Origin of the sequence: Curtobacterium sp. MCLR17_044, assembly GCF_003234435.1 — a bacterium.
Taxonomy (GTDB): domain Bacteria; phylum Actinomycetota; class Actinomycetes; order Actinomycetales; family Microbacteriaceae; genus Curtobacterium; species Curtobacterium flaccumfaciens.
In genome coordinates this window covers 110,748-135,569 of sequence record NZ_QKTC01000014.1, presented here as the reverse complement: position 1 = coordinate 135,569, position 24,822 = coordinate 110,748, and the positions used below count along the sequence as shown (strand labels likewise).

Here is a 24,822-nt window from a genome sequence, read left to right as displayed (position 1 = left end):
CCCCGGCGAGCCGCAGGCCCCCGCGCCCCGCTCCCGACATACGCTCATCCCATGGCAGTCCCCGTCCCGCTCGGCACCGAGGACCGCACCGCCCGCCTCACCCTCCGCCGCCCGGACTCCTGGCGCCGCGAGGACTCAGCCCAGGCGGACCTGCGCGTCACCGGCGACGACGTCGTCCTCACCGTCCGATCCCGCCCCAGCGACCGCGCGATCGGCGACGAGAACACCGGTCTGCTCGAACGGCTGCCCGGCTCCGTCGAGGGCCTGCTGCTCGTCGGCTGCGACCCGTGGACCACCGCCGGCGCGCCGGCCCGGCTGGTCGAGTACGTCCGGCCCGACGAGCACGGCGACGTCGCCGGCACCCACCTGCTCTTCGTCACCGGTCGGCACCGCCTCGACCTGACGATCGAACGCCCGCTCGCCCGGCTGCTCGAGACCGACGACCTCGTGCTCGCCGTCCTCGAGAGCGTCCGCGCCACCGAGACGGTCCCGGTCCGCCCCGAGCGTGACCTCGAACCCCTGCCGGCCCCCGCCCCGGCACCGTCGCTCGACGGCCCCCGCCTCAGCACGGACGCGATCGGCACCCTGCAGAGCCTCGCCGGACGCCGGTGGAACCCCACGCTCCTCCGCACCGCGGCGGGCCGCGAACTCATCGAGGCGGGCCTCGTCGGCCGACTCGGCACGCTGCCGGAGTCGACCCAGACCCTCCTCGAACCCTGGCAGGGCGATGCCCAGCCGGTCACGCTGGAACAGCACCTGCCCGACGGGGGCGAGTCGCGCCTCCAGGCCTGGTCGCAGACCGTCGTCGACGGGACCGACGCGGCGGGTGCCGTGGTCGCGTCCGTCACGCCCGACCGGGCCGTCGCGCTGCTGGCCGGGAGGCTCGGCATCGGTCCGACGTGGACCTTCCCGTTCCGCACGGGGTCGCTCCCATGGCACCTGCTCGGCCGCAAGCTGGCCGGCGGTTCGGACGCACCGGACCTGCCGGAGGCCCTCGCCGAGGCGGACCCGCGCCTCGCGCGGTTCTGGGCCGCGCCGTGGACCATCTCGTACCTGCGTCGACCCGGCAAGCCGAAGCCGATCACGATCGTGCGGGCCGAGGGGCACGGGTTCGCGCGCGTGGGCGCGACGAAGGCCGGGGAGACCGCCTTCCGGACGGACTCCCCGGCCAACGTCTACCGGTCGGTGGTGCGGGCGCTGCTGGGCTGAGCGCGCCCGGGTTCTCCCGCTACGCGGCGGGGCCGGCGGTCAGGGTGATCGTGACCGTCTTCGCGGCGCCGGTGCTGTCGGTGTACCGGACGCTCACCTTGTCGCCCACAGAGTGCGACTGGACGGCCTTGGTCAGCTGATCCGAGCTCGTGACCGCGGTGCCGTCGATGCTCGTGATCGTGTCCCCGGCGGTCAGGCCGGCGCTCGCGGCGCCGGAGCCCTCGACCGTGCCGGCGACGGCGACGCCGCCCGTGGTGCCGGAGGTGTTGCTGACCTCGACCCCGAGGAACGCGGGCAGCCCGATGGTGATCGTGCTCGAGGACTCCCCGGCGAGGATCTTCTCGGCGATCGTCTTCGCGGTGGTGATCGGGATGGCGTAGCCGGTGACGTCGGCGGTGCCGGAGGACGCTGCCGTGGCCATGCCGACGACCTCGCCCTCACTGTCGAGCACCGGGCCGCCGGAGTCACCGGAGACGATGTCCGCCGAGATCTCGATCAGGCCGGTCAGGGACTCGGTGCCGGTGCCGGACTCGCTCTGCACCTGGATGTCCTGGTCGGTCGCGGTGACGGTGCCCTCGGCGGCGACGAGGTTGCCGGTGCCCTCCGCGTTGCCGACGTCCTTGACGGTGTCACCGGTGCTCGGCTCGCCGTCGTCGTCGAGCGTGACCGTGGACAGCCCCGAGGCGTTCTCGAGCTTCAGGACGGCGACGTCGTTCGTGGCGTCGGCCCCGACCACGTCGGCCTTGTACTCCTTGCCGGTGGTCTCGTCGGTGACGGTGATGCTCGTCGCGCCCTGGATCACGTGGTTGTTCGTCAGGATCGTGCCGTCGGAGGTCAGGACCATGCCGGTGCCGGCCGCCTGTGACGACTCGTCGTAGTTCAGGACGGTGTTGATGGTCACGACGCCCTTCTTGTCGGCGGCCGTCGCCGCGGTGGCGGGGGACTGGGTGCTCGTGCCGGTGCTGCCGTCGCCGCTGGTGCCGCTGCCGCTGCCGCTGCCGCTGCCGCTGCCGTCGCCGGGCACCGTGAAGCCGTTCGTGCCGTCGCTGCTGCCGGTGCCGCCGGTCCCGTCGGTGCCGGATCCGGTGTCGGGCAATGTGGTGGTGCCCTGCGACTGGCTCGACGTCGTGGTCGTCCCCTGCGACGACAGGCCGAGGGCGGTGCCACCGGCCGCACCGACGATGGCGAGTGCAGCGATGCCGGAGCCGATCATCAGTCCCAGCCGACGCGGGCGCTTCGTCGTACCGGAGTGGTTCGCGGTCGCCGCCGAGTACGCCCAGGCGTGGTTCGCGCCGGCGAGGGCGGGGCTGCCGATCAGGTACGGGCCGCGGCCGTCCGGCGTGTAGGCGTAGGGGCCGGAGCCGTCCGGACCGTAGAGGTAGGGACCCGAGCCGTCGAACGCATACGCCGGGCGCAGGGAGGCCGGGTCGGCGTGCGGCGCCTCCCAGTGCATCCCGGGAGCCTGCTGCTGCGCGGCGGGGGTGCCGTCCTCGTCGTGGTCGGCGGCTGCGGGGTTCGGGGTCTCGTTCATCGGTGCTCTCCGGTCGTCCCTCGACGGCCCGGTCGGGCGTCGATGGAGACCAGTACAGGGCGCTTCCCCATGACGAGCCTATGAACGAACCCTGCGCACGCTCCGGGCTTGCTCGGGGGACGCCGAGTGGGGCTCCGGCGTTAGGGTGGCCTTACTTCCATGCCTCCGTCGACGTCCACGCCCCCGGCTCCCAGCTCCGTCCCCCGACTCGTCGGTGCGACCGTGCTGGCGGTCGTCGTCCTCGCCGTGGCGTGTGCGCTGTCGATCGCGTACGGCTCGCGGCCGATCCCGCTCGGCACCGTCCTCGACACGGTGATGCACCCCGGGCGGAGCGACGAGGTCGGGCTCATCGTGCTCGGCAACCGTGTGCCCCGCACCGTCGTCGGACTGCTCGCCGGAACCGCGCTCGGGGTGGCCGGGGCGGTCATGCAGGGCGTGACGCGGAACCCGCTCGCCGACCCGAGCGTCCTCGGCATCAACTCCGGTGCGACCCTGGCCGTGGTGGCCGGGATCGCGGTCTTCGGCGTGAGCGGCACGGCTGCCTACCTGCCGTTCGCGTTCGTCGGGGCCGCACTCGCCGCCGTGCTCGTGTACGGGATCGCGACCGTCGCCCGTCGTGGCCTCTCACCCGTCGGGCTCGCCCTCGCCGGAGCCGTGGTCGCCGCGGCGCTGTCGTCGGTCACCACCGCGGTGCTCGTGACCGATCAGAGCCTGCTCGACCAGCTGCGGTTCTGGCAGGTCGGTGCCCTCGCCGGCAAGGACCTCGGCACGGCGGGGATCATTACGGCGCCGGTGCTCGTCGGGCTGGTGATCGCGTTCGGTCTCGGTCGGTCGCTGAACACCCTCGCGCTCGGGGACGAACTCGCGGCGTCGCTCGGGCAGCGGGTCGTGCTCGTCCGCGCCGTGGGCGGTCTGGTCGCGGTGCTGCTGGCCGGGTCCGCGGTGGCCGCCGCTGGGCCGATCGCCTTCGTCGGGCTCGCCGTGCCGCACGCCGTCCGTCGGCTGAGCGGCCCGGACCACCGCTGGACCATCCTGCTGTCGGCGATCGTCGCCCCCGCACTGCTGCTCGTCGCCGACGTGATCGGTCGCGTCGTGGCGTACCCGGGGGAGCTGCAGGTCGGCATCGTCACGGCGCTGATCGGGGCGCCGGTGTTCATCGCGCTCGTGCGGTCGAGGGCGGTGCGGGGACTGTGAGGCAGTTGTTCGGCTCCGGCCGCCCGCGGTCCGGCGGTCTGCGCCGCTCGGCCGGCCTGCGTCGTGAGGTCTCGGTGCTCGTCGCCGTGCTCGTGGTCGTCGTGGTGCTCGTCCTGGTCGGGCTCGGCGCCGGTTCGATCCCGCTCGCCCCGGACCAGGTGCTCGCCGCCCTGTTCGGCCAGGGGGACCGGATCTCGGACTTCGTGATCGGGCAGCTCCGCGGGCCGCGGGTGCTCGGTGCCGTCCTCGTCGGCGCCAGTCTCGGCGTCGCCGGCGCGATCGTGCAGAGCGTCGTGCGGAACCCGATCGCGAGCCCCGACGTCATCGGGATCACCTCGGGGGCCAGCGCCGCCGGACTCACCGCCATCGTGCTGTTCGGTGCCAGCGGTGGCACGCTCTTCTCGGTCGTGCTCGTCGGCGCCGTGGTGGTCTCGATCGTCATCGCCGGGCTCGCCTGGCGACGGGGGATCACCGGCAACCGGGTGATCCTCGTCGGGATCGGCGTCGCGGCGATCTGCCTGAGCATCACCGGCTGGATGCTCACGAGCGGCACCGTCACCCAGGCCGGCACCGCGCTGCTCTGGCTCTCCGGCAGCCTGAACGCCGTCGACCGCGACCTGGTCGGGGTGCTCGGCGTCGCGTTCGTCGTGCTCGGCGTGCTCGCGCTGCTGCAGTCCGCCCGTCTGCAGGTCCTGAGCCTCGGGGACGAGGTCGCCGCCGCACTCGGACTCCGGCCGGACCGGGCGAAGGTGCTCCTGCTCCTCACCGCCGTGTGCCTGACCGCCGCAGCCGTCGCCACCGCGGGGCCGGTCTCGTTCGTGGCGCTGATGGCCGCGCCGATCGCCCGACGCCTGGTCGGCGGTGGACGGGTGGCACTCGCGCCGGCTGCTGCCGTCGGTGCCGCGATCACGCTCGGCAGCGACCTGCTGGCACAGTTCGCCTTCCCCGGCACCGCGCTGCCGGTGGGCGTCGTGACGGGCGTCGTGGGGGCGCCGTACCTGCTCTGGTTGCTCGCGCGGGGACGGTGACGCCGGGTCCCACGGGTTGCTGACGTGGGTCCCACGGGTCGCTGACGCGGCTCGTGCGTTCGCGGATCGCGGAAGTCCCTCCACAGTCCCAGAACGGGGCTGCCGCTCGGGGCTTCGTTTCCGATACGCTGGTGGGCCAAGAGGAGGAGGTCCACCGATGCCAGATCCAGTGGTCCCGCAGCCGGGCGGTCAGAAGACCCCGGAGCAGCGGCTGGTCGACACCACGCTGACCTTCAGCATGGACATGGGCGCGGCGCTCACCGCCGAGTCCGGTGTCTCGACCGAAGAACGTGAAGCCGTCAACGCCCTGCCCTCCGGGTCGGCGTTGCTCGTGGTCCGTCGCGGCCCCAACGTGGGTGCGCGGTTCCTCCTCGACTCCGACGTCACGACGGCCGGTCGACACCCCGACGCCGACATCTTCCTCGACGACGTCACCGTGTCGCGCAAGCACGCGCAGTTCCTGCGCCACGGCACCAGCTTCAGCGTCAAGGACAACGGCTCCCTGAACGGCACGTACTTCGACGGTGTCCGCATCGACGAAGCGCTGCTCACCGACGGGGCCGAGGTCCAGGTCGGCAAGTTCCGCCTGACGTTCTACGCATCTCGGGTCGACCTGGCGCGCCTGGCGAACGCGTAGTGGCCGCACGGTCCGCTGCGGCCCGGGCGGGGTCCGCGGCACCGGACCTGCTCACCATCGGGCAGGTCCTCGCTCGCCTCAAGCCCGAGTTCCCGGACCTGTCGAGCTCCAAGCTGCGGTTCCTCGAAGAGCGCGAGCTCGTCACCCCGATCCGCACGGCCAGCGGGTACCGCAAGTTCTCCGCTGCCGACCTCGAGCGGCTCCGGGTGATCCTCGGACTGCAGCGTGACCACTACCTGCCGCTCAAGGTCATCAAGGAGTACCTCGCCGACCTCGATGCCGGACGCGAGCCCGTCCTGCCCGGTGGAGGCGACGCGCCGAAGCCGTCGATCCTCGGTCGCGAACGCCGGTACACCCGCGACGAGACGGTCCGGGCAGCCGGCGCCTCCCCGATGCTCCTCGCCGACGCGGTCTCGGCTTCGCTGCTCCCGGCCACCGACACCTACGGCGACGACGGCGTCTCCGTGCTGAAGGCCCTGGTCGAACTGCAGCGCACGGGTATCGAGCCGCGCCACCTCCGCACGCTGCGCAGCACCGCCGAGCGCGAGGTGGGTCTCATCGAGTCCGCCCTCATGCCGGTCTCCCGCCGGGGCGACGCCACCTCTCGCGCGAAGGCCACCGAGCTCGCGCGTGAGATCGCCGGGCACCTCGAGATCATCCGGTCGAACCTCATCCGCCAGGCCATCGGTAGTCTCGACGCATGACGCCGTCCGGTGCTCCGACAGGGCTTGTGTGTCAGTGGCCGAGGCGTATCCTCGACACGCCGGACGCGCCGGGTCGGATGTCCCGCGCGGGAGCGGTCGGAGTCGCTACCGTGGACCTCGGAACAACTCTCAACCCGTCGTTGAAGCTTCGGGTGGGAGCTCGATCGTCGTGGAAGGCAAGCTCATGAGTGGGAACGACACCCCTGGCACCGAGTCTGATGTGACCCGGTACGACCTCGGGCTGCTCTTCACCGATGGTCTGCCCGAGCACGACGAGCAGAACGGCTACCGCGGCACCGTCGCTGCACGGGCAGCCGGCATCTCGTACCGACAGCTCGACTACTGGGCCCGCACCGAACTCGTGCAGCCGACGATCCGTGGGGCCGCCGGCTCCGGATCGCAGCGCCTGTACGGGTTCCGCGACATCCTCGTGCTCAAGCTCGTGAAGCGCCTGCTCGACACCGGCATCTCGCTGCAGCAGATCCGCACCGCGGTCAACCAGCTCCGTGAGTCCGGCGTCTCCGACCTGGCGCAGACCACGCTGATGTCCGACGGTGCCTCGGTGTACCTGTGCACCTCGGACGACGAGGTCATCGACCTCGTGTCCCGCGGCCAGGGTGTCTTCGGCATCGCGGTCGGCAAGGTCCTGCGCGAGGTCGAGAGCTCCCTGGTCGAGCTCGACGCCACCGCGGCGGCCGACCCCTCCGACGAGCTCGCCGCTCGTCGCGCTTCCCGCGCTTCCTGACCGTTCGGGTTCCGGCCGAGTGGTCGCGAACCGCCGTGTGCGCGTCGCCGAGGTGTCTCGAACTGTCGGATGCGACGCTGCCTGCCGACAGTTGGTGACCGCTCGGCGGACGTGAGCGGTGTGTTGTAGCCGCTGGGCGAGCCGGGGCCGGGCGTGTCTGCCGGGGCCGGGGCGGGCCTCCCGGCAGTCGGCGCGTGGTCACGAACCGTCGTGTGCGCGTCGCCGAGGTGTCACGAACTGTCGGCTGCGACGCTGCCCGCCGACAGTTGGTGACCCCTCGCCGGACGTGAGCGGCATGTCGTGACCGCTGGCGAGCCGGGTTCGGGCGTGTCTGCCGGGGCCGGGGCGGGCCTCCCGGCAGTCGCCGAGGTGTCACGAACCGTCGCCTGCGACGCTGCCTGCCGACAGTTGGTGACCGCTCGGCGGACGCGAGCGGCATGTCACGCGACCGCGACCGCGATCACGACCGCGCCGCGACCGTACGAGCACCGACCTACGCGGCGCCACCCTCGGCGTACGGACCGATCTTGCCGGTGCGCATGATGCGCTCGAGCAGCTGGTCGAAGTTCTTCGCCATCTCCTGCGCGGACTCGCCGGGCCAGACGTGCAGCGGCTTCGCGGCACCCTGCGCCTGCTGCAGCGACGTGCGCTCCGGCAGCTGCGGCGAGAGCACGAGCGGGCCGAACATGTCGCGGAGTTCCTTGATGCGGAACTGGTGCTCGAGCGACTGCACCCGGGCACGGTTCACGATGATGCCGAGGGGCTGCAGGCGCGGGGAAAGTCCGCGGCGGATCTCCTCGATGGCGCGCAGCGCACGGTCGGCGGCGGCGACGGAGAACAGGCCGGGCTCGGTGACGACGGTGACGCGGTCGGACGCGGCCCACGCGGTGCGCGTGAGGGCGTTCAGCGACGGCGCGCAGTCGATGAGGACGAGCTCGTAGTCCTGCTCGACGTTGGCCAGGGCCTCTTCGAGCTTCCAGATGTCGCGGATCGACGGGTGCGGCCCGTCGAAGTTGATGGCGGAGGGCGACCCGACCATGACGTCGATCTTGCCCTGCGACCCCTTCGTCCAGCCCGAGGGGGCGATCGCCTGACGGACGATCTTCTCCTTCGGGTTCTCGAGGACGTCGGCGACGTTGAGGTGGCCGGCGAGGTTGATGTCGAGGCCCGTGGAGACGTCGGACTGCGGGTCCAGATCCACCACCAGCGTGCGCAGTCCCTTGGCGAACGCGGCCGAGGTCAGGCCGAGCGTCACCGTCGTCTTGCCGACACCACCCTTGAGGGAGCTCACGCTGAGTACATGCACGTTGAGCAACGTTACCGCCACTAGGGTTGTCTCACCTCAACCCGGGCTGAAAGGGACGTCGTGTTCACGAAGATCCTCGTTGCGAACCGTGGCGAGATCGCCATCCGCGCGTTCCGTGCCGCCTACGAGTTGGGGGCCCGTACGGTCGCTGTCTACCCGTACGAAGACCGGAACTCCCTGCACCGTCTCAAGGCCGACGAGGCCTACCTGATCGGGGAGCGGGGCCACCCGGTCCGGGCGTACCTGGACGTCTCCGAGATCATCCGCGTCGCCCGCGAGTCGGGGGCCGACGCGATCTACCCGGGGTACGGGTTCCTGTCCGAGAACCCCGAGCTCGCCGCGGCAGCAGCCGCGAACGGCATCACCTTCATCGGTCCGGGCGAGCACGTGCTCGAGATGGCCGGCAACAAGGTCACCGCGAAGGAGCACGCGATCGCGGCCGGCGTCCCGGTCCTCGCGAGCACCCCCGCGAGCCGCGACATCGACGAACTGATCGCCGGCGCCGACGCGATCGGGTTCCCGGTCTTCGCCAAGGCCGTCGCCGGTGGTGGTGGACGTGGCATGCGCCGGGTGGAGACGAAGCCCGAGCTGCGCGACGCCCTCGAAGCAGCCATGCGCGAGGCCGACAGTGCGTTCGGCGACCCGACGATGTTCCTCGAGCAGGCCGTCATCCGTCCGCGCCACATCGAGGTGCAGATCCTCGCCGACGCGACCGGCACCGACGCCGGCACGATCCACCTGTTCGAGCGGGACTGCTCGGTCCAGCGGCGCAACCAGAAGGTCGTCGAGATCGCGCCGGCGCCCAACCTCGACCCCGCGATCGCGCAGGCACTGCACCGCGACGCCGTGGCCTTCGCCCGGTCGATCGGGTACGTGAACGCCGGCACCGTGGAGTTCCTGCTCGACACCGAGGGCGAGCGCGAGGGGCAGCACGTCTTCATCGAGATGAACCCGCGCATCCAGGTCGAGCACACGGTCACCGAAGAGGTCACCGACGTCGACCTGGTGCAGTCGCAGATGCGCATCGCGGCGGGGGAGACCCTCGCCGACCTCGGCCTGTCGCAGGACACCGTCGCCGTGCACGGCGCCGCGCTGCAGACCCGCATCACGACCGAGGACCCGACGCAGGGCTTCCGTCCGGACACCGGCCGGATCAGCACCTACCGCAGCCCCGGCGGCGCGGGCGTCCGGCTCGACGGCGGCACAGTCGCCACCGGCGCGCAGATCAGCCCGCACTTCGACTCGATGCTCGCGAAGATGACGTGCCGCGGCCGTGACTTCCCGGCGGCGGTGTCCCGTGCCAAGCGCGCCCTCGCCGAGTTCCGCATCCGCGGCGTCAGCACGAACATCCCGTTCCTGCAGGCCGTGCTCGAGGACCCGGACTTCGCCCGCGGCGACGTCTCGACGAAGTTCATCGAGGAACGCCCACAGCTCTTCGGCGGCCACGTCTCGAAGGACCGCGGCACGAAGGTGCTCACCTGGCTCGCCGACGTCACGGTGAACAAGCCGAACGGGGAGCGGTCGCCGCTCGTCACCGACCCGGCCGACAAGCTCCCGGCCACCGACCTGACGGTGCCGGTGCCCGAGGGACAGCGCGACCGCCTGCTGGCCATGGGGCCGGCCGAGTGGTCGAAGGCCCTGCGCGCCCAGACGGCCCTCGCGGTGACCGAGACGACGATGCGGGACGCCCACCAGTCGCTCCTCGCCACCCGGGTCCGCACGAAGGACCTCGTCGCCGTCGCGCCGCACGTCGCGCGGCTCACCCCGCAGCTGCTCAGCGTCGAGGCCTGGGGAGGTGCGACGTACGACGTGGCACTCCGGTTCCTCGGGGAAGACCCCTGGGAGCGCCTGTCCTCGCTGCGCGAAGCGATGCCGAACATCCCGATCCAGATGCTGCTGCGCGGCCGCAACACGGTCGGGTACACGCCGTACCCGACCGAGGTCACCGACGCCTTCGTCGACGAGGCCGCTCGGTCCGGCGTCGACGTCTTCCGCGTGTTCGACGCGCTCAACGACGTGAGCCAGCTGCGTCCCGCCCTGGAGGCCGTGCTCGCGACCGGCACGGCCGTCGCCGAGGCGGCGCTCTGCTACACCGCCGACCTCCTCGACCCCGCGGAGGACCTCTACACGCTCGACTACTACCTCCGCCTGGCGGAGCAGATGGTCGACGCCGGCGCGCACGTCATCGGCATCAAGGACATGGCCGGGCTCCTCCGCGCCGGTGCGGCCGAGAAGCTCGTCACCGCGCTGCGCGAGCGCTTCGACCAGCCCGTGCACGTGCACACTCACGACACCGCCGGCGGCCAGCTCGCGACCCTGCTCGCCGCCTCGCGCGCCGGGGCCGACGCCGTCGACGTGGCCGCAGCACCCATGGCCGGCACGACCAGCCAGCCGAGCATGTCCGCCCTGGTCGCCGCGCTGGCCCACACCGAGCGCGACACCGGTCTGTCCCTCGACGCCGTCGGGGACCTCGAGCCGTACTGGGAGTCGGTTCGTCGCGTGTACGCCCCGTTCGAGTCCGGGCTCGCCGGTCCGACCGGGCGTGTCTACAAGCACGAGATCCCCGGCGGTCAGCTGTCGAACCTCCGGCAGCAGGCGATCGCCCTCGGCCTCGGTGACCGGTTCGAGCAGGTCGAGGACTGGTACGCCGAGGCGAACCGGATCCTCGGCCGGCCGACCAAGGTCACGCCGTCGTCGAAGGTCGTCGGCGACCTCGCGCTGCAGCTCGCAGCGGTCGGTGCCGACCCGGTCGACTTCGAGCAGAACCCCGACAAGTACGACATCCCGGACTCCGTGGTCGGGTTCATGGCCGGCGAACTGGGCGACCTGCCCGGCGGCTGGCCCGAGCCGTTCCGCTCGAAGGTCCTGGCCGGGCGCGACGTCCGACTCGAGATCACCCCGGTGCCCGCGGACGAACGCGCGCACCTCGAGACCCCCGGGCCGGAGCGCCAGCAGGCGCTCAACCGCCTGCTCTTCCCGCAGCCGACGCAGCAGTTCCAGCGCGTGCGGGAGCAGTACGGCGACCTGTCCGTCGTCCCGACCGTCGACTACCTGTACGGGCTGCGCCCCGGGCAGGAGCACAGCGTCCCGCTCGGCAAGGGCGTCGACCTGTTCGTCGGGCTCGAGGCGATCGGCGAGGTGGACGCCAAGGGCATCCGCACGGTCATGGCGACGATGAACGGGCAGCTCCGCCCGGTCGCCGTCCGCGACCGTTCGGTCGAGGTCGAGACGAAGGCGGCCGAGAAGGCCGACGCGTCCGACCCCAAGCACGTGGCCGCGCCGTTCTCCGGCGTGGTGACGCTCAAGGTCGCCGTCGGTGACGTCGTCGAGGCCGGTACGCCGGTGGCGAGTATCGAGGCGATGAAGATGGAAGCGGCCATCACGGCGCCCGTGTCGGGCACCGTCGGCCGACTCGCGATCCCGGTGACCCAGCAGGTGGACGCCGGCGACCTCCTGGTGGTGCTGCAGTAAATTGACCGTTCGTCCCATCCGCCTGTTCGGCGACCCCGTCCTCCGCTCGCCGGCCGACCCGATCCGGCCCGAACTGCTCGGCAGCGCCGGGGTCCGTGACCTCGTGCAGGACCTCATCGACACCGTCAAGGAACCCGGACGGGCCGGAGTGGCCGCGCCCCAGATCGGCGTCGGACTCCGTGCGTTCTCGTACAACGTGGACGGCGAGGTCGGCTACGTCCTCAACCCCGAGATCGTCGAGGTCTCCGGCGAGCCCGAGCTCATGGAAGAAGGCTGCCTCTCCGTCCCGGGGCTCGGCTACCCGACGCGTCGCTCCCCGTACGCGAAGGTGCGGGGTGTCGACGTCGACGGCGACGAGGTCGTCCTCGAGGGCACCGGCTTGATGGCCGAGGCGCTCCAGCACGAGTGCGACCACCTCGACGGCACCGTCTACGTGATGACGCTCGACCCCGAGGTCCGCCGTCAGGCACTGCGCGACATCCGTGCGCAGGACTGGTTCCACTGAGCGCTTGCACAGTCCCGCGTTCGCCGGCTGTGAACTGTGGTGTGACACCCCCACGGGGGATTGTCGCTTTGTCCTGACGAGGGGGTACCGTGCTGCTGTCGGCCTCCCACCGACGACCATCCCATCCCCCCAGGACTCCCGCATGACCAGTCAGAACGACGAGCTCAGCTCGCACCGCACCCGCACCAACCGTCGACCGGCCGAGACCACCGTCACGACCGGTTCGACCGCCGTCCTCGACGCCCCCGCGACGGAGCAGTCGCAGGAGGCCTGAGCCCCGCAGGCGCCCCCGGCGCCCGCTGAACGGCCTGGAGGCCCGGATCACGTCCGACGGACGTGATCCGGGCCTCCAGGCCGTTGCGTCTGTGACCCGCGCGTACCTGGCGGAATCGGGCGTCCCTGGTCGGAAGGATCGACCCGGTACGCCCGAATCGACCCGGTACGCCCGGAGCTGGTCGCTCAGCGGGGCGGCCGCGCGCGTACCTGGCGGAATCGGGCGTACCTGGTCGGAAGAATCGACCCGGTACGCCCGAAACGACCAGGTACGCCCGGAACGACCTGGTACGCCCGGAACGACCTGGTACGCCCGGAACGACCTGGTACGCCCGGATTGACCTGGTATGCCCGAAGCTGGTCGCTCAGCGGGGCGGCCGCGCGCGTACCTGGCGGAATCGGGCGTACCTGGTCAGAAGAATCGACCCGGTACGCCCGAAACGACCAGGTACGCCCGAAAGCTGCCAGCCCCGCACGCGCGGCGACCGCCTGGAGGCCCGGTGCCAGTCCGGCGGACCGGCACCGGGCCTCCAGGCGGTTGCGTCTCCGACCTGCGCGTACCTACCGGAATCGGGCGTACCTGGTCGGAAGAACCGACCCGGTACGCCCGGAACGACCCGATTCGACCCGGTACGCCCGGCGGGCGCTACGCGCGGTTGCGGCGCCGACCCTCGATCACCGGGGTCGCCGTCGTCTGCACCTTCGACCCGGAGTAGATGTGGTCGATGTCCGCGGCGAAGTCCTTGAGGATCACCGACCGCTTGATCGTGAGCTTCGGCGTGAGGTGCCCGGAGGCCTCGGTCAGGTCGGTGTCGAGGATCGTGAACGACCGGACCGACTCGGCGCGGGAGACCCGGCCGTTGGCGGCGTCGATGGCCTCCTGGACGGCGGAGAGCACACGCTCGTCGTAGGCGGCCTCGTGCCCGCTCAGCGCCGGGGTGATCCCTCGGGACTCGCACCAGCCGGGGAGCATCTCGCGGTCGAGCGTCACGAGGGCTGCGACGAACGGCTTGCCCTCGCCGACGACCACGACCTGGCCGATGAGCGGATGCTCGCGGATGCCGTCCTCGAGCGGTGCCGGCGCGACGTTCTTGCCGCTCGCGGTGACGATGAGCTCCTTGGCGCGTCCGGTGACCGTGAGGACCCCGTCTGCGTCGATCCGGCCGAGGTCGCCGGTGCGGAACCAGCCGTCGGCGAAGGCGTGCTCGGTCGCCTCGTCGTTCCGCCAGTACCGGTCGAAGACGTCGACGCCGCGGATCAGGATCTCGCCGTCGTCGGCGATCCGGACCTCGATGCCGGGCAGCGCGCGCCCGACCGTCCCGATGCGGAGTTCCCGGGCACGGTTGACGGTGGCGGGGGCGGTGGTCTCGGTCAGGCCGTAGCCCTCGAGGATGAGCACCCCGATCGATCGGAAGAAGTGCGACAGCCGCGGGGAGAGGGGCGCCGAACCGCTGACGGCGTACTCGACCCGGCCGCCGAGGGCGTCGCGGAGCTTGGCGTACACGAGCCGGTCGAACAGCTTGAACTTCAGCCCGAGCAGGAACGGCACCCTGCCGGCTGCGAGGGCCTCGGAGTGGGCGACCGCGGTGTCGGCCGCCGCGCGGAAGATCCTGCCCCTGCCACCGAGGTCGGCCTTCTGCTCGGCGGAGTTGTAGATCTTCTCGAACACCCGGGGGACCGCGAGCAGGAACGTCGGCTTGAAGGTCGACACCGCCCGCATCAGGTCCTTGGTGTCCGGCTCGTGGCCGACGAGGACGCCGGCGGACACCGACATCGCGGCGATGAACCGGGCGAAGACGTGGGCGAGCGGGATGAACAGGAGGGTCGAGGCGCCGTCGGCGACGACCTCGGGCATCGCTTCGCTCGCGCCCTCCACCGTGGCGGTGAAGTTGTCGTGCCGCAGGACGCAGCCCTTCGGTCGACCGGTGCTGCCCGAGGTGTAGATGATCGTGGCGTCGTCGTGGCCGTGCACGTTCGCGGTCCGGGCGTCGAGCTCGTCGTCGGTGACGTCCTCGCCGAGCCGGGTCAGGTCGTCGAGGCCGCCGCCGTCGATCGTCCAGTGCTGGCCCAGGGACGGCAGGTCGGGTGCGATGGAGGCGACGCGGCGCGCGTGTTCCTCTTGCTCCACGATGATCGCGACCGACTCCGAGTCGGACAGGATCCAGCGCACCTGGTCGGGGGAGCTCGTCTCGTACACGGGCACGGACACCAGGCCGGCTGTCCACACGGCGAAGTCGACCAGGGTCCACTCCAGACGGGTGCGGGACAGGATCGCGACGTGCGCGCCCGGTTCGAGCCCGGCGGCGACGAAGCCCTTCGCGATGCCGCGCACCCGGGCGAGCGTCTCCGCCGCGGTGAAGGTGGTCCAGGTGTCGCCGTGGCGCTGGGCGAGGATCGGACGGTCGGGCGTCAGCCGGACGCGGTCGCCGAGGAGCCGCGCTGCCGAGCCGTGGTCCGGGGCGACCGGACCGGCGCTGGGCGGTGTGGCGTGCCTCCCGGCCGACGGCGTGGTCCCGGTGGCGGCGCTGCCAGCGGTGGACGTGTCGGTGGAGGCGCTGCTGCGTGCAGGACGCTGATCGTTCACGGTGACTCCCTTGTCTGCCGGTTCGACTCGAGTGCGCCTCAACACCGAGGCGACACCGCCAGCATAGGACGCGTCACCGGGCGTTCCGTGACTTCGCGGCGAACCGGTAGGCTCGTTGCTCGTGCACGCCATCGGAATCGACATCGGGGGCACCAAGATCGCGGGTGCGGTCGTGACGGAACTGGGCGAGATCGTCGCCGAGGACCGCGTGGCCACCAACGCTGCGGACCCGAACGCCATGCTCGACGACGTCGTCTCGATGGTCGAGCGACTCAGCTCGCTCCACCAGGTCGGCGCCGTGGGGGTCGCTGCCCCCGGGTTCATCGACGCCTCGCAGTCGATCGTCTACTACACGCCGAACATCCGGTGGCGGAACGAACCGCTCCGGCAGAAGCTGCAGCAGCGCCTCGGCGACCTGCACATCACGGTGGACAACGACGCGAACGCCGCGGGCTGGGCCGAGTTCCGGTTCGGCGCCGGTCGACTCGTGTCCGACATGACCATGCTGACCATCGGCACGGGTGTCGGTGGGGCGATCGTGACCGAGGACCGCCTGTTCCGCGGGGGCTTCGGCACCGGCGGCGAGATCGGCCACCTGCGCATCGTCCCGAACGGGCTGCCCTGCGGCTGCGGCGCCCGCGGCTGCATCGAGCAGTACGGCTCCGGCCGGGCCCTGCAGCGCATGGCGAACGACGTCGCCGACGCCGGTGGCATCGGTTCGGCCCTGGCCGACGCCCGCGCCGACAACGGCGGCCAGCTCGACGGCAAGATCGTCGGCGACCTGATCCTGGCCGACGACCCGGGTGCCCTCGCGGCCCTCCGTCGGCTCGGTCGGCACCTCGGCGAGGCGTGCGCGTCACTGTCCGCGGTGCTCGACCCGCAGCTCTTCGTGTTCGGCGGCGGCGTGGCCAGCGCGGGGGACCGGCTGCTCGACCCGATCAAGCAGGCGTACCTCAACAACCTGCCGGCCCGCGGGTACCACCCCGAGCCGGACTTCGTGATCGCCGAACTCGTCAACGACGCCGGCGTCGTCGGTGCCGCCGACCTCGCCCGCATCCACGCCCGCACGGCGTAGGGTCGGCGCGCACACACGCACACACGCACACACGAACGACCGCCCACCCCCGGGCCGTGCACCACCCGGACCTTCTCACCACCTGGAGTCGTCGATGACCTACTGGCTGCTGAAGAACTTCGTGCTCGGCCCGCTCATCCTCACCCTGTTCCGGCCGTGGGTCGTCGGGCGTGAGCACGTCCCGACCTCGGGCCCGGTCATCTTCGCGTCGAACCACATCTCGTTCATCGACTCGGTGATCCTGCCGGCGGTGCTCGACCGTCGACTGTCGTTCCTGGCGAAGAGCGACTACTTCACCGGCCGTGGCCTGAAGGGCTGGGCGACGAAGACGTTCTTCAACGCCATCGGCCAGCTGCCGATCGACCGCTCCGGCGGCAAGGCGTCCGAGGCATCGCTCCGCACCGGCCTGCAGGTCCTGGCGCGCGGTGAGCAGCTCGGCATCTACCCCGAGGGCACCCGCAGCCCCGACGGCAAGCTCTACCGTGGCCGCACCGGCATCGCCCGGATGATCCTCGAGGGGCGCGTGCTCGTCGTCCCCGTGGCCATGGTCGGCACGCGCGAGGTGCAGCAGATCGGGCAGCGCTTCCCGAAGATCAAGCGCGTCGGGGTCGTGTTCGGCAAGCCGCTCGACTTCTCGCGGTTCCAGGGGTTCGAGACCGACCGCTTCATCCTGCGCAGCGTCACGGACGAGGTCATGCACGAGCTCGCCGGCCTGAGCCGTCAGGAGTACGTGGACGTCTACGCGACCAGCGTGAAGGAGCGCGCGAGCTCCGCGCGCGAGGCCGTCATGCGGGAACGGAAGTCGACGCCTGCACGTTAGGCTCTGATGGTCCCGGCACCCCGCCAGGACGCCCATCGACGACGCGCGGCCCGGTGCCGGTCAGCGTCGTCGGGCCGCCCGCACAGAACACCGAGGTAACGCCCTTGCCCGAGTCGACCGACTTCGTCGCCCTGCAGGATCCGGACGTCATCGAGGGGCTCGACTATTGGCGGACGCTCCCGATCAAGCAGCAGCCGACCTGGCCGGACGCAGCCGCGGCCGAGGCCGCCTCGGCCGAGATCGCCACGCTCCCGCCGCTCGTGTTCGCGGGCGAGGTCGACAAGCTGCGTGAGCGGCTCGCCGCCGCCGCCCAGGGCAAGGCCTTCCTGCTGCAGGGCGGTGACTGCGCCGAGACCTTCGCCGGTGCCACCGCCGACTCCATCCGCGACCGGGTCAAGACGATCCTGCAGATGGCCGTCGTGCTGACCTACGGTGCCTCGATGCCCGTCATCAAGATGGGGCGCATGGCCGGGCAGTTCGCCAAGCCCCGCTCGAGCGACTTCGAGACCCGCGGTGACGTCACGCTGCCCGCCTACCGCGGCGACATCGTGAACGGCTACGACTTCACGCCGGAGAGCCGGACGGCCGACCCGCGCCGCCTGGTGCAGGGGTACCACACCGCCGCTTCGACGCTGAACCTCGTCCGGGCCTTCACACAGGGGGGCTTCGCCGACCTGCGCCAGGTGCACTCGTGGAACAAGGGCTTCGCCTCGAACCCCGCGAACGCCCGCTACGAGCACCTCGCCAAGGAGATCGACCGCGCGATCCGCTTCATGGACGCCTGCGGTGCCGACTTCGAGGCGCTCAAGCACGTCGAGTTCTACGCCTCGCACGAGGGGCTGCTGATGGACTACGAGCGCCCGATGACCCGCATCGACTCGCGCTCCGGCCTGGCGTACGACACCTCCGGCCACTTCATCTGGATCGGTGAGCGCACGCGCGACATCGACGGCGCCCACGTGGACTTCCTGTCGCGGGTGCGCAACCCGATCGGTGTGAAGCTCGGCCCGACGACGAGCGTCGACGACATGAAGGCGCTCGTCGACAAGCTCGACCCGAACCGTGAGCCCGGTCGCCTGACCTTCATCACGCGGATGGGTGCCGGCAAGATCCGCGACGAGCTGCCCAAGCTGCTCGAGGCGATCAAGGGCATGGACGCCAACCCGCTGTGGGTCACCGACCCGATGCACGGCAACGGCCTGACCACGCCGACGGGCTACAAGACCCGCCGGTTCGACGACGTCGTGGACGAGGTCCTCGGCTTCTTCGAGGCGCACCGCCAGGTCGGCACGTACCCGGGTGGCATGCACGTCGAGCTCACCGGTGACGACGTCACCGAGTGCCTCGGCGGCTCGGAGCACATCGACGAGGCCACCCTCGCCACCCGCTACGAGTCGCTGTGCGACCCGCGCCTGAACCACATGCAGTCCCTCGAGCTCGCCTTCCTGGTGGCCGAGGAACTCGGCGCGCACCAGCCCGACCGCTCGTAACGCAGGAACCGTTTCGCCGAAGCGACTGAACCCCGCGGCATGTTCGCGGGGTTCTGTCGCTTTCGCGTGTCGGACGGGAGGCCCGTGACGGCGCCGCCACGGGCCTCCCGTCCGTCCTGGGGTCGCGTCCAAGGCCGAGGGCGCGGTGTCCGCACCTACTGGTCGTAGGACAGGGTGATCGTGTCGCCGCGGTAGACGGTGGCGCCGGCGCCCGGGTCGGTGCCGGTGACGGGCAACTTCGACTTCCAGTCGTAGAAGCCGCAGAGGATGTTCGTGCAGTCGGGCACGGACACCTTGAGGCCGAGGTCCTCGAGGGTCTTCGTCGCCTCGTTGATCGTGGGCCGCTCCGCTCCGAGGTCCGGCACGGTGATCGGCGTCGGCCCCTTCGACACGACGACGTCCACCGCCGACCCGCGCACGGCGGGGGAGTCCTGCACGGCGGCGGAGACGATCTGGCCGGAGGGCACGGTGTCGCTGTACTCCTCGGTGCGGGCGCCGAGGATCAGTCCGACGTCGTCGAGGGCGGCGGAGGCCTCGTCGACCGTCTTGCCGACCACGTCGGGAACCGGCCCGAGCGAGACGGTCAGGGTGACCGGCCCGGTCTCGCCGTAGGCTTGCACCGTCGTGAGGTCGAGGGCCTTGCCGCCGGACGCCCGACCGGTCGCCGCGACCACGGTGTCCTTCGGGGCGTCGGCGGAGAACTCGTACCGGTCGTCCTGCAGCTCGAAGTCGTCGTCGAGCGCGGCCGTCACGGTGGAGAGCGGCTGGCCGACGATCGCCGGCAGCGGGATCATCCGGGGGCCGTTCGACACGACGATCTGCACCGCCGTGCCCTTCTGCACCTCGCGCTCCGCGGCCGGTTTCGTCGTGGAGACCTGCCCCTTCGCGACGACGGCGTCGAACCGTGTCCCGGTCTTCGACGCCGCCTGCAGGCCCTGTGCTTCGAGCAGCTGCCGGGCCTGCGAGACCGACTTGCCCGTGACTTCCGGGATCCGCACGTTGCCACCCGGCCCCGGGCCGAAGTACCAGCCGAAGCCGGCTCCGATCAGCGCGAGCACGACGACCACGGACAGCAGGATCCAGCCGCGCTTCCGACGCTTCGCCGACTGGTCGGCGAGCCGCTGTCCGGCGGGGGAGAGCACGCCCGGCTGTGCCCCGGTGCGACGGGGGCCGGGGGCGTTGCCACGCGCACGGGCGGGCGCTCGACCGCGGTCGCCGGTGTCCCGGTCGCCGGACCGGTCGATGATGGCGGTCTCGTCCGCACCTGCGGCTCCTGCGGCCCCGACCGAGGCGGCGGCCGCTGCGGCGCCGAGCGTGCCGGCGCCACCGGAGGGCAGGATCGCGGTCCCGTTCTCGGGGCGGAGCACGGCCGTGCGGTACTGGCCGGTCGCGCGCTGCTGGTTGCCCGACATGTGGTCGAGCATCTCGCGGGCGTCGCGGGGGCGGTCCTCGGGGTCGCGCGCGGTCGACCAGGCGACCAGCTCGTCGAGCTCCGGCGGCACCCCGGACACGGCGGCACTCGGTGCCGGCACGGAGTCGTTGGCGTGCTGGTAGGCGATCTGCATCGGCTGCTCACCCTTGTAGGGCTGCTCGCCGGTGAGCATCTCGTAGAGCATGATGCCGAGCGCGTAGATGTCGCTGCGCGAGTCGGCGGCGCCGCGGGTCACGAGCTCGGGGGACAGGTAGGCGATCGTGCCGAGCAGTGCCGCGCCGGTCGCCGTGTTCGCGGTCGTGGCCCTGGCCAGGCCGAAGTCGCCGAGCTTGATGCGGCCATCGTCGGCGAGCAGGACGTTCTCGGGCTTCAGGTCGCGGTGCACGATCCCGGCGCGGTGGGCCGAGGCGAGCCCGGCCAGCACGGCGCGCAGGATGTCCGTCGCCTGCTCGGGCGTCAGGGCGTGGTGCTCCTGCAGCAGGTCCCGCAGCGTGATGCCGGGGATGTACTCCATGACGATGTAGGCGATCTCGCCCTCGGCGCCCTGGTCGTAGACGCCCACCAGGTTCGGGTGCGACAGCCGGGCGGCCGAACGGGCCTCCTGGATGAAGCGCTCACGGAAGGCCTGGTCGTCGGCCAGGTGCCCGTGCATGATCTTGATCGCGACGCGTCGCTCGAGGCGCACGTCGGTCGCGAGGTAGACGGTCGCCATGCCCCCGCGCGCGATGCGGGAGCGGACGCGGTACCGCTGATCGATCATGCGACCGATCATCGGGTCCGTGGCGGCGTTGGTGGTCATCGGCGGCATTCTACGAATCGAGACCGCACTCGGACGCACCGGCGCACCGGCCGTGACCCAATCTCGATCTTCCGGATGAGGCTCAGAGGGTCGCCAGCCAGCCCTCGGCGGCGCTCGCCCAGGTGGCGTAGGCCTTCGGGTAGGCGGAGAGCTGCACGGCCTGGGCCGCGTCGGTGATGCTCATCGAGGACCAGCCGGGCACGTCGAGCAGCCCGCGGGTCTTGCCGGCGTTCGGGTTGTTCCGCCCGCCGAAGAACAGCGCGGTGGCGTGCGCCGGGTCCTGCAGCTTCGCCGCGCTGCCCCAACCCTGGCTCGGTCGCTGCTGGAACAGGCCGACCGAGTCGCGGTCGCCGTGCGGCAGGTTCCGGAGGCTCGACTCCTGCATCGCGGCGGCGAGGGCCACGACGATGCCGCGGTCCGGGACGCCGAGCGATCGACCGACGGCGACGATGGTCGCGGCGTTCTGGCGCTGCTCGGCGCTCAGGCCGACGGCACCGCTCACCGCGGCACTCGCGGCGACCGCGGGGGCGGCGGTGGCGTTCGACGACGGGATGACGAGTGTCTTGCCGGCGTAGATCGTGCTCGTGTACGACAGGCCGTTCGCCGACAGGAGCGACTTGACCGAGACGTGGTGCGCGGCGGCGATCGAGGCCACGGTGTCGCCGGCGCTGATCTGCACGCTCGACTTGGTCGACGGGGCCGAGGCGGTGGAGACCGACGGCGTCGACGACGTGCCGTGCGGCACCCGCAGCGTCTGGCCGGGGTAGATGACGCTGCGCTGCGACAGCTTGTTCGCGCTGAGGAGCGCCGTGGTCGACACGCCGACGCGGGATGCGATGCCGGAGGCGGTGTCGCCGTGCTTCACGTGGTAGCTCGAGGTGTCCGAGCCGGAGCCGCCGGTCGACCCGGAGGTCCGGACCGCGGCGGTGGTGACGGCGGGGGTCGACGCCAGGTGGAGCGTCTGTCCGGGGTGGATGATCGTGTTCCAGCCGAGGCCGTTGCGCACGAGGATCTCCTGCGCCGACAGGCCGAAGCGGGCGGCGATGCCCGAGACCGTGTCGCCGTGGTGGACGGTGTAGTTCGTGGGCACCGCCGTGGTGGGGGCCTTCGTGGTCGCGGCGACGGTCCGCACGACGGTCTGCGACGGCCGGGCGACGGCGGTGCCGAACACCGGGCGGTCGGTCACGGCGCGGTCCTGGTCGACGTGGCGCTTGTGGTTCGCGTCGGCGTCGTCGTGCCGGGGCTCGGCGTGCGCGACCGGGCCGGTGAGGCCTGCGGTCACGGCGATGGTGCCCGCGAGGACGATGGGCATGGTGGCGAACCGGGCGGATCGTGCGCGCCGGGCGACTTCGTCTGCAGCGTGGTCCACGGGTTTCTCCTGATCTCGACTGAGCCGTGCGCACGCATGCGCGCACTCACAGGTGCCACAACGCTGGCATGGCCTGATTCCCAAGTCAACCAGAGAGTCAGATGGGGTGGATGTGACGAATGTGACGAACGAGGCGGATTCACTCCGGCGGTCACTCTGGCACCATGGGCGTGTGAGTGCCGCACCCGTCGACGACCTGTCCCTCTCCGAACGCTGGCTGACCGTCCCCGAGCTGGTGGACATGTTCAGCACCAGCCCCGGACGGATCCACCGACTCTTCGAGCAGAAGACCCTGCTCGCAGCCCGCGTCGGCGGTGTGCTGCGCGTGCCCGTCGAGTTCCTGGAGGACGGCGAGCCCATGCCCGAACTCCGCGGCACGCTGATCGTGCTCGGTGACAACGGGTTCACCGACGACGAGGCGGTGCGCTGGATGCTCACCGTCGACGACGCGATGGGCACCACGCCGATCGCGGCGCTGCGCGCCGGTCGCAAGGCCGAGGTGCGTCGCATCGCCCAGTCGCTGCTCTAGACGCGTTCCGGACAGACGGGAGGCCCGGTGCCAGCTGGCACCGGGCCTCCCGTCTGTCCTGGGGGTGTGTCTAGGACGACCGGCGGCTGACCGTGTCGGCCAGCGACGCGAGCTGCTCGCGTGCCGACGGTGTCAGCGGCGAGGCGTCCAGTGCCGCCTTGGCGCGCTGGACGTGCCGCTCGATCGACCGCTCCACGGCGGCCACGGCACCGGACTCGGTGAGGGTCGCGCGGAGCATCTGCACCTGCTCCTCGTCGAGGTCGGGGTCGCCGAGGAGCTCGTCCAGGAGCTGCCGCGGGCCGCTCGCCAGCGTCTTGCGCGCCGAGGCGATGAGGACGGTGCGCTTGCCCTCGCGCAGGTCGTCGCCGGCCGGCTTGCCGGTGACCTCGGGGTCACCGAAGACCCCGAGCATGTCGTCGCGGAGCTGGTACGCCACGCCGAGGGGGAGTCCGAAGGCGCGGAGGCCCTCGAGCTGGGAGTCGCTCGCGCCGGCGACCAGGGCGCCGATGACCAGCGGGGCCTCGATCGAGTACTTCGCCGACTTGAAGACGATGACGCGCTGGGCGCGGAGCAGGTGCTCGGACTCGTCGATGACGGGCCAGGCGGTCTCCTCGTGCACGTCGAGGTACTGCCCCGCCGTGACGTCGAGGCGCATCGCGTGGAACTCCTGGCGGACGATGCGGGCCCGCACCGGGTCGAGGAGCGCGAGGCCCTCGTCGAAGACCGAGTCGCTCAGCGAGAGCAGCAGGTCGCCGAGGAGCAGCGCGGAGTTCGTGCCGTACTGCCCGCGGTCGCCGACGAAGCCGGACTCCTCGTGCAGGGACTCGAAGCGGCGGTGCGCGGCCGGACGCCCACGACGGGTGTCCGAGCGGTCCATGATGTCGTCGTGCACCAGGGCTGCGGCGTGGAAGACCTCGAGCGCTGCGGCGACCGTGACGACGGCCTCGGCGGTGGTCTGTCGGGACCCCTCGGCCAGCGGGTCGAACGAGCCCGAACGGCCCGCCACCGACTGCCATCCCCAGTAGCAGAACAGCGCCCGGAAGCGCTTGCCGCCGGACAACAGGTCTCGGGCGTACCGGTCGAACGGCGCGAGGTCGGGGCTGATCGCGAGGAGCCGTTCACGCTGCTCGTCGAGTGCCCGGTCGATACGCGCCGATACGAGGTCCACTAATCGCGTACTCTCAGCCACGATCCCTACCCTAGTGGAGTGGTCGAGGCATAGAATCGGTCCACTCAACCCGCGTTTTTCAACCCCGCGTCGATCCCAGGAACAGAGGGAACCAAGATGCCGCTCTCGGAACAGGAGCAGCGCCTTCTCGAAGAGATGGAGCGCAGCCTCTACCAGAACGATTCCGATTTCGTGGCGCGTGTCACACGTCGACAGGGTCGTCCGACGTACACAGCCATCACGCTCGGGGTCCTCGGCGCACTCGCCGGGGTCGCCATCGTCATCGTCGGCCTCGTGATCAAGGCACCGCTGCTCGGCATCCTCGGCTTCGTCGTGATGCTCGCCGGTGTCCTGTTCGCGCTGCGCCCGGGCATGCGTGCCCCGAAGGCGAAGCCCGCTCGGCCGGGCAAGCCCGCGTCCGGTGGGTCGGCGCGTCCGTCCGCCGGTGGTGGCGGGTCCTTCATGGACCGGATGAACGAGCGCTGGGACAAGCGCAACGACCAGAGTCAGTAGCTGACGGGGGTCAGCAGGACTCCCTCCACACTCCTCCACGGGGTCGGCCTTCGGGTCGGCCCCGTTTCGTGTTTCCGGGGGCTGGTTTTTGCGGGGTCCGGCCGGGGTCCGTGCCGGCGCGAGTGGTCACGACATGCCGCGTGGCGGATGCCGAGGGTGCAGGAACTGTCGGCTGGGGCCCACGCGAGCGACAGTTCGTGACCACTCGGCGTCGCGGCGGCGGTACGTCGGGACCACGCGCTGACCGGCGGCCGGGCGTGGTGGAGCCGACCGTGCGCCCGCGTGAGCGCCGCGGTGGAGGTGGGACGGGCCTCCAGGCCGGAGCGGTCGGGGAGGCCGGGGTGGACCGCCGCCGGTGCGTGCGCGAGTGGTCACGACATGCCGCGTGCTGGCCGCCGAGGGCGCAGGAACTGTCGGCTGGGGGCAGTGCGAGCGACAGT

At 71.5% G+C, this 24,822-nt stretch carries 20 protein-coding genes; 14 read left to right on the top strand and 6 right to left on the bottom strand.

Going from position 1 to position 24,822, the window contains the following annotated elements:
- The first annotated feature begins 51 nt into the window (after positions 1-51).
- Positions 52-1,209: a hypothetical protein gene (locus tag DEJ04_RS11800; protein ID WP_111047170.1), complete on the top strand. Its 1,158-nt coding sequence runs from the start codon at positions 52-54 to the stop codon at positions 1,207-1,209.
- A 19-nt stretch (positions 1,210-1,228) separates the two neighbouring features.
- Here the strand turns inward: DEJ04_RS11800 and DEJ04_RS11795 are convergent, their stop codons facing one another.
- On the bottom strand, positions 1,229-2,740 hold the full coding sequence (locus DEJ04_RS11795; RefSeq protein ID WP_258371366.1) for a S1C family serine protease: 1,512 nt from the start codon (positions 2,738-2,740) through the stop codon (positions 1,229-1,231).
- 159 nt (positions 2,741-2,899) lie between these two features.
- Between DEJ04_RS11795 and DEJ04_RS11790 the strand changes: the two genes are divergently transcribed.
- The 5 genes from DEJ04_RS11790 to DEJ04_RS11770 all read left to right on the top strand — a co-directional run bounded on the left by DEJ04_RS11790 (position 2,900) and on the right by DEJ04_RS11770 (position 7,048).
- Positions 2,900-3,934, top strand: coding sequence for an iron ABC transporter permease (locus DEJ04_RS11790; RefSeq protein WP_111030321.1), 1,035 nt, complete (start codon positions 2,900-2,902; stop codon positions 3,932-3,934).
- Positions 3,931-4,962, top strand: a complete 1,032-nt coding sequence (locus DEJ04_RS11785; protein ID WP_258371365.1) for an iron ABC transporter permease — start codon at positions 3,931-3,933, stop codon at positions 4,960-4,962. The genes DEJ04_RS11790 and DEJ04_RS11785 overlap by 4 nt, the downstream gene beginning before the upstream one ends.
- A gap of 157 nt (positions 4,963-5,119) precedes the next feature.
- Positions 5,120-5,599, top strand: coding sequence for an FHA domain-containing protein (locus DEJ04_RS11780; protein ID WP_051596676.1), 480 nt, complete (start codon positions 5,120-5,122; stop codon positions 5,597-5,599).
- Positions 5,599-6,303, top strand: a complete 705-nt coding sequence (locus DEJ04_RS11775; protein ID WP_111047169.1) for a MerR family transcriptional regulator — start codon at positions 5,599-5,601, stop codon at positions 6,301-6,303. The genes DEJ04_RS11780 and DEJ04_RS11775 overlap by 1 nt, the downstream gene beginning before the upstream one ends.
- 184 nt (positions 6,304-6,487) lie before the next feature.
- On the top strand, positions 6,488-7,048 hold the full coding sequence (locus DEJ04_RS11770; protein ID WP_027465231.1) for a MerR family transcriptional regulator: 561 nt from the start codon (positions 6,488-6,490) through the stop codon (positions 7,046-7,048).
- A gap of 493 nt (positions 7,049-7,541) precedes the next feature.
- Here DEJ04_RS11770 and DEJ04_RS11765 read toward each other — a convergent pair whose 3' ends face one another.
- On the bottom strand, positions 7,542-8,354 hold the full coding sequence (locus DEJ04_RS11765; protein WP_027465232.1) for a ParA family protein: 813 nt from the start codon (positions 8,352-8,354) through the stop codon (positions 7,542-7,544).
- A gap of 60 nt (positions 8,355-8,414) precedes the next feature.
- On the opposite strand from DEJ04_RS11765, the gene DEJ04_RS11760 reads away from it, so the two are divergent.
- From DEJ04_RS11760 to DEJ04_RS18715, 3 genes are all read left to right on the top strand, one after another.
- Positions 8,415-11,825 (top strand): pyruvate carboxylase, encoded by a 3,411-nt coding sequence (locus DEJ04_RS11760; RefSeq protein WP_111047168.1) that lies wholly within the window; start codon positions 8,415-8,417, stop codon positions 11,823-11,825.
- A 1-nt stretch (position 11,826) separates the two neighbouring features.
- On the top strand, positions 11,827-12,330 hold the full coding sequence (locus tag DEJ04_RS11755) for a peptide deformylase (RefSeq protein ID WP_071405406.1): 504 nt from the start codon (positions 11,827-11,829) through the stop codon (positions 12,328-12,330).
- Between the two features lie 142 nt (positions 12,331-12,472).
- The gene (locus DEJ04_RS18715) at positions 12,473-12,604 is read left to right on the top strand and encodes a hypothetical protein (RefSeq protein ID WP_258366694.1); all 132 of its coding nucleotides are present in this window, start codon (positions 12,473-12,475) and stop codon (positions 12,602-12,604) included.
- Between the two features lie 645 nt (positions 12,605-13,249).
- Here DEJ04_RS18715 and DEJ04_RS11750 read toward each other — a convergent pair.
- A complete protein-coding gene (locus DEJ04_RS11750) occupies positions 13,250-15,187 on the bottom strand; it encodes a long-chain fatty acid--CoA ligase (RefSeq protein ID WP_111047167.1) in 1,938 nt (645 codons plus the stop codon).
- Positions 15,188-15,308: 121 nt separating this feature from the next.
- Here DEJ04_RS11750 and DEJ04_RS11745 point away from each other — a divergent pair, with 121 nt between their 5' ends.
- From DEJ04_RS11745 to DEJ04_RS11735, 3 genes are all read left to right on the top strand, one after another.
- Entirely contained in the window at positions 15,309-16,262 is a 954-nt protein-coding gene (locus tag DEJ04_RS11745) for an ROK family glucokinase (protein ID WP_017886608.1), read from the top strand.
- Positions 16,263-16,356: 94 nt separating this feature from the next.
- Positions 16,357-17,082, top strand: coding sequence for a 1-acyl-sn-glycerol-3-phosphate acyltransferase (locus tag DEJ04_RS11740; RefSeq protein ID WP_071405408.1), 726 nt, complete (start codon positions 16,357-16,359; stop codon positions 17,080-17,082).
- A 104-nt stretch (positions 17,083-17,186) separates the two neighbouring features.
- Complete coding sequence (locus DEJ04_RS11735) at positions 17,187-18,572, top strand: class II 3-deoxy-7-phosphoheptulonate synthase (protein WP_110864693.1); 1,386 nt, start codon at positions 17,187-17,189, stop codon at positions 18,570-18,572.
- A 155-nt stretch (positions 18,573-18,727) separates the two neighbouring features.
- Here the strand turns inward: DEJ04_RS11735 and pknB are convergent, their stop codons facing one another.
- The gene (gene pknB, locus DEJ04_RS11730; protein ID WP_111047179.1) at positions 18,728-20,803 is read right to left on the bottom strand and encodes a Stk1 family PASTA domain-containing Ser/Thr kinase; all 2,076 of its coding nucleotides are present in this window, start codon (positions 20,801-20,803) and stop codon (positions 18,728-18,730) included.
- An 82-nt stretch (positions 20,804-20,885) separates the two neighbouring features.
- Positions 20,886-22,172, bottom strand: coding sequence for a LysM peptidoglycan-binding domain-containing protein (locus tag DEJ04_RS11725; RefSeq protein ID WP_258371364.1), 1,287 nt, complete (start codon positions 22,170-22,172; stop codon positions 20,886-20,888).
- Between the two features lie 172 nt (positions 22,173-22,344).
- Here DEJ04_RS11725 and DEJ04_RS11720 point away from each other — a divergent pair, with 172 nt between their 5' ends.
- A complete protein-coding gene (locus DEJ04_RS11720; protein WP_171907813.1) occupies positions 22,345-22,701 on the top strand; it encodes an Rv2175c family DNA-binding protein in 357 nt (118 codons plus the stop codon).
- Between the two features lie 70 nt (positions 22,702-22,771).
- On the opposite strand, the gene DEJ04_RS11715 is transcribed toward DEJ04_RS11720, so the two are convergent.
- Positions 22,772-23,890 (bottom strand): polyprenyl synthetase family protein, encoded by a 1,119-nt coding sequence (locus DEJ04_RS11715; RefSeq protein WP_071405410.1) that lies wholly within the window; start codon positions 23,888-23,890, stop codon positions 22,772-22,774.
- Between the two features lie 96 nt (positions 23,891-23,986).
- On the opposite strand from DEJ04_RS11715, the gene DEJ04_RS11710 reads away from it, so the two are divergent.
- Positions 23,987-24,382, top strand: a complete 396-nt coding sequence (locus tag DEJ04_RS11710) for a DUF3040 domain-containing protein (protein WP_110864614.1) — start codon at positions 23,987-23,989, stop codon at positions 24,380-24,382.
- Positions 24,383-24,822: the final 440 nt, after the last annotated feature.

Coding starts and splice junctions, on each gene's coding strand:
- DEJ04_RS11800 (WP_111047170.1), top strand. CDS start 52: ATGGCAGTCCCCGTCCCGCTCGGCACCGAGGACCGCACCGCCCGCCTC.
- DEJ04_RS11795 (WP_258371366.1), bottom strand. CDS start 2,740: ATGAACGAGACCCCGAACCCCGCAGCCGCCGACCACGACGAGGACGGC.
- DEJ04_RS11790 (WP_111030321.1), top strand. CDS start 2,900: ATGCCTCCGTCGACGTCCACGCCCCCGGCTCCCAGCTCCGTCCCCCGA.
- DEJ04_RS11780 (WP_051596676.1), top strand. CDS start 5,120: ATGCCAGATCCAGTGGTCCCGCAGCCGGGCGGTCAGAAGACCCCGGAG.
- DEJ04_RS11770 (WP_027465231.1), top strand. CDS start 6,488: ATGAGTGGGAACGACACCCCTGGCACCGAGTCTGATGTGACCCGGTAC.
- DEJ04_RS18715 (WP_258366694.1), top strand. CDS start 12,473: ATGACCAGTCAGAACGACGAGCTCAGCTCGCACCGCACCCGCACCAAC.
- DEJ04_RS11740 (WP_071405408.1), top strand. CDS start 16,357: ATGACCTACTGGCTGCTGAAGAACTTCGTGCTCGGCCCGCTCATCCTC.
- pknB (WP_111047179.1), bottom strand. CDS start 20,803: ATGACCACCAACGCCGCCACGGACCCGATGATCGGTCGCATGATCGAT.
- DEJ04_RS11710 (WP_110864614.1), top strand. CDS start 23,987: ATGCCGCTCTCGGAACAGGAGCAGCGCCTTCTCGAAGAGATGGAGCGC.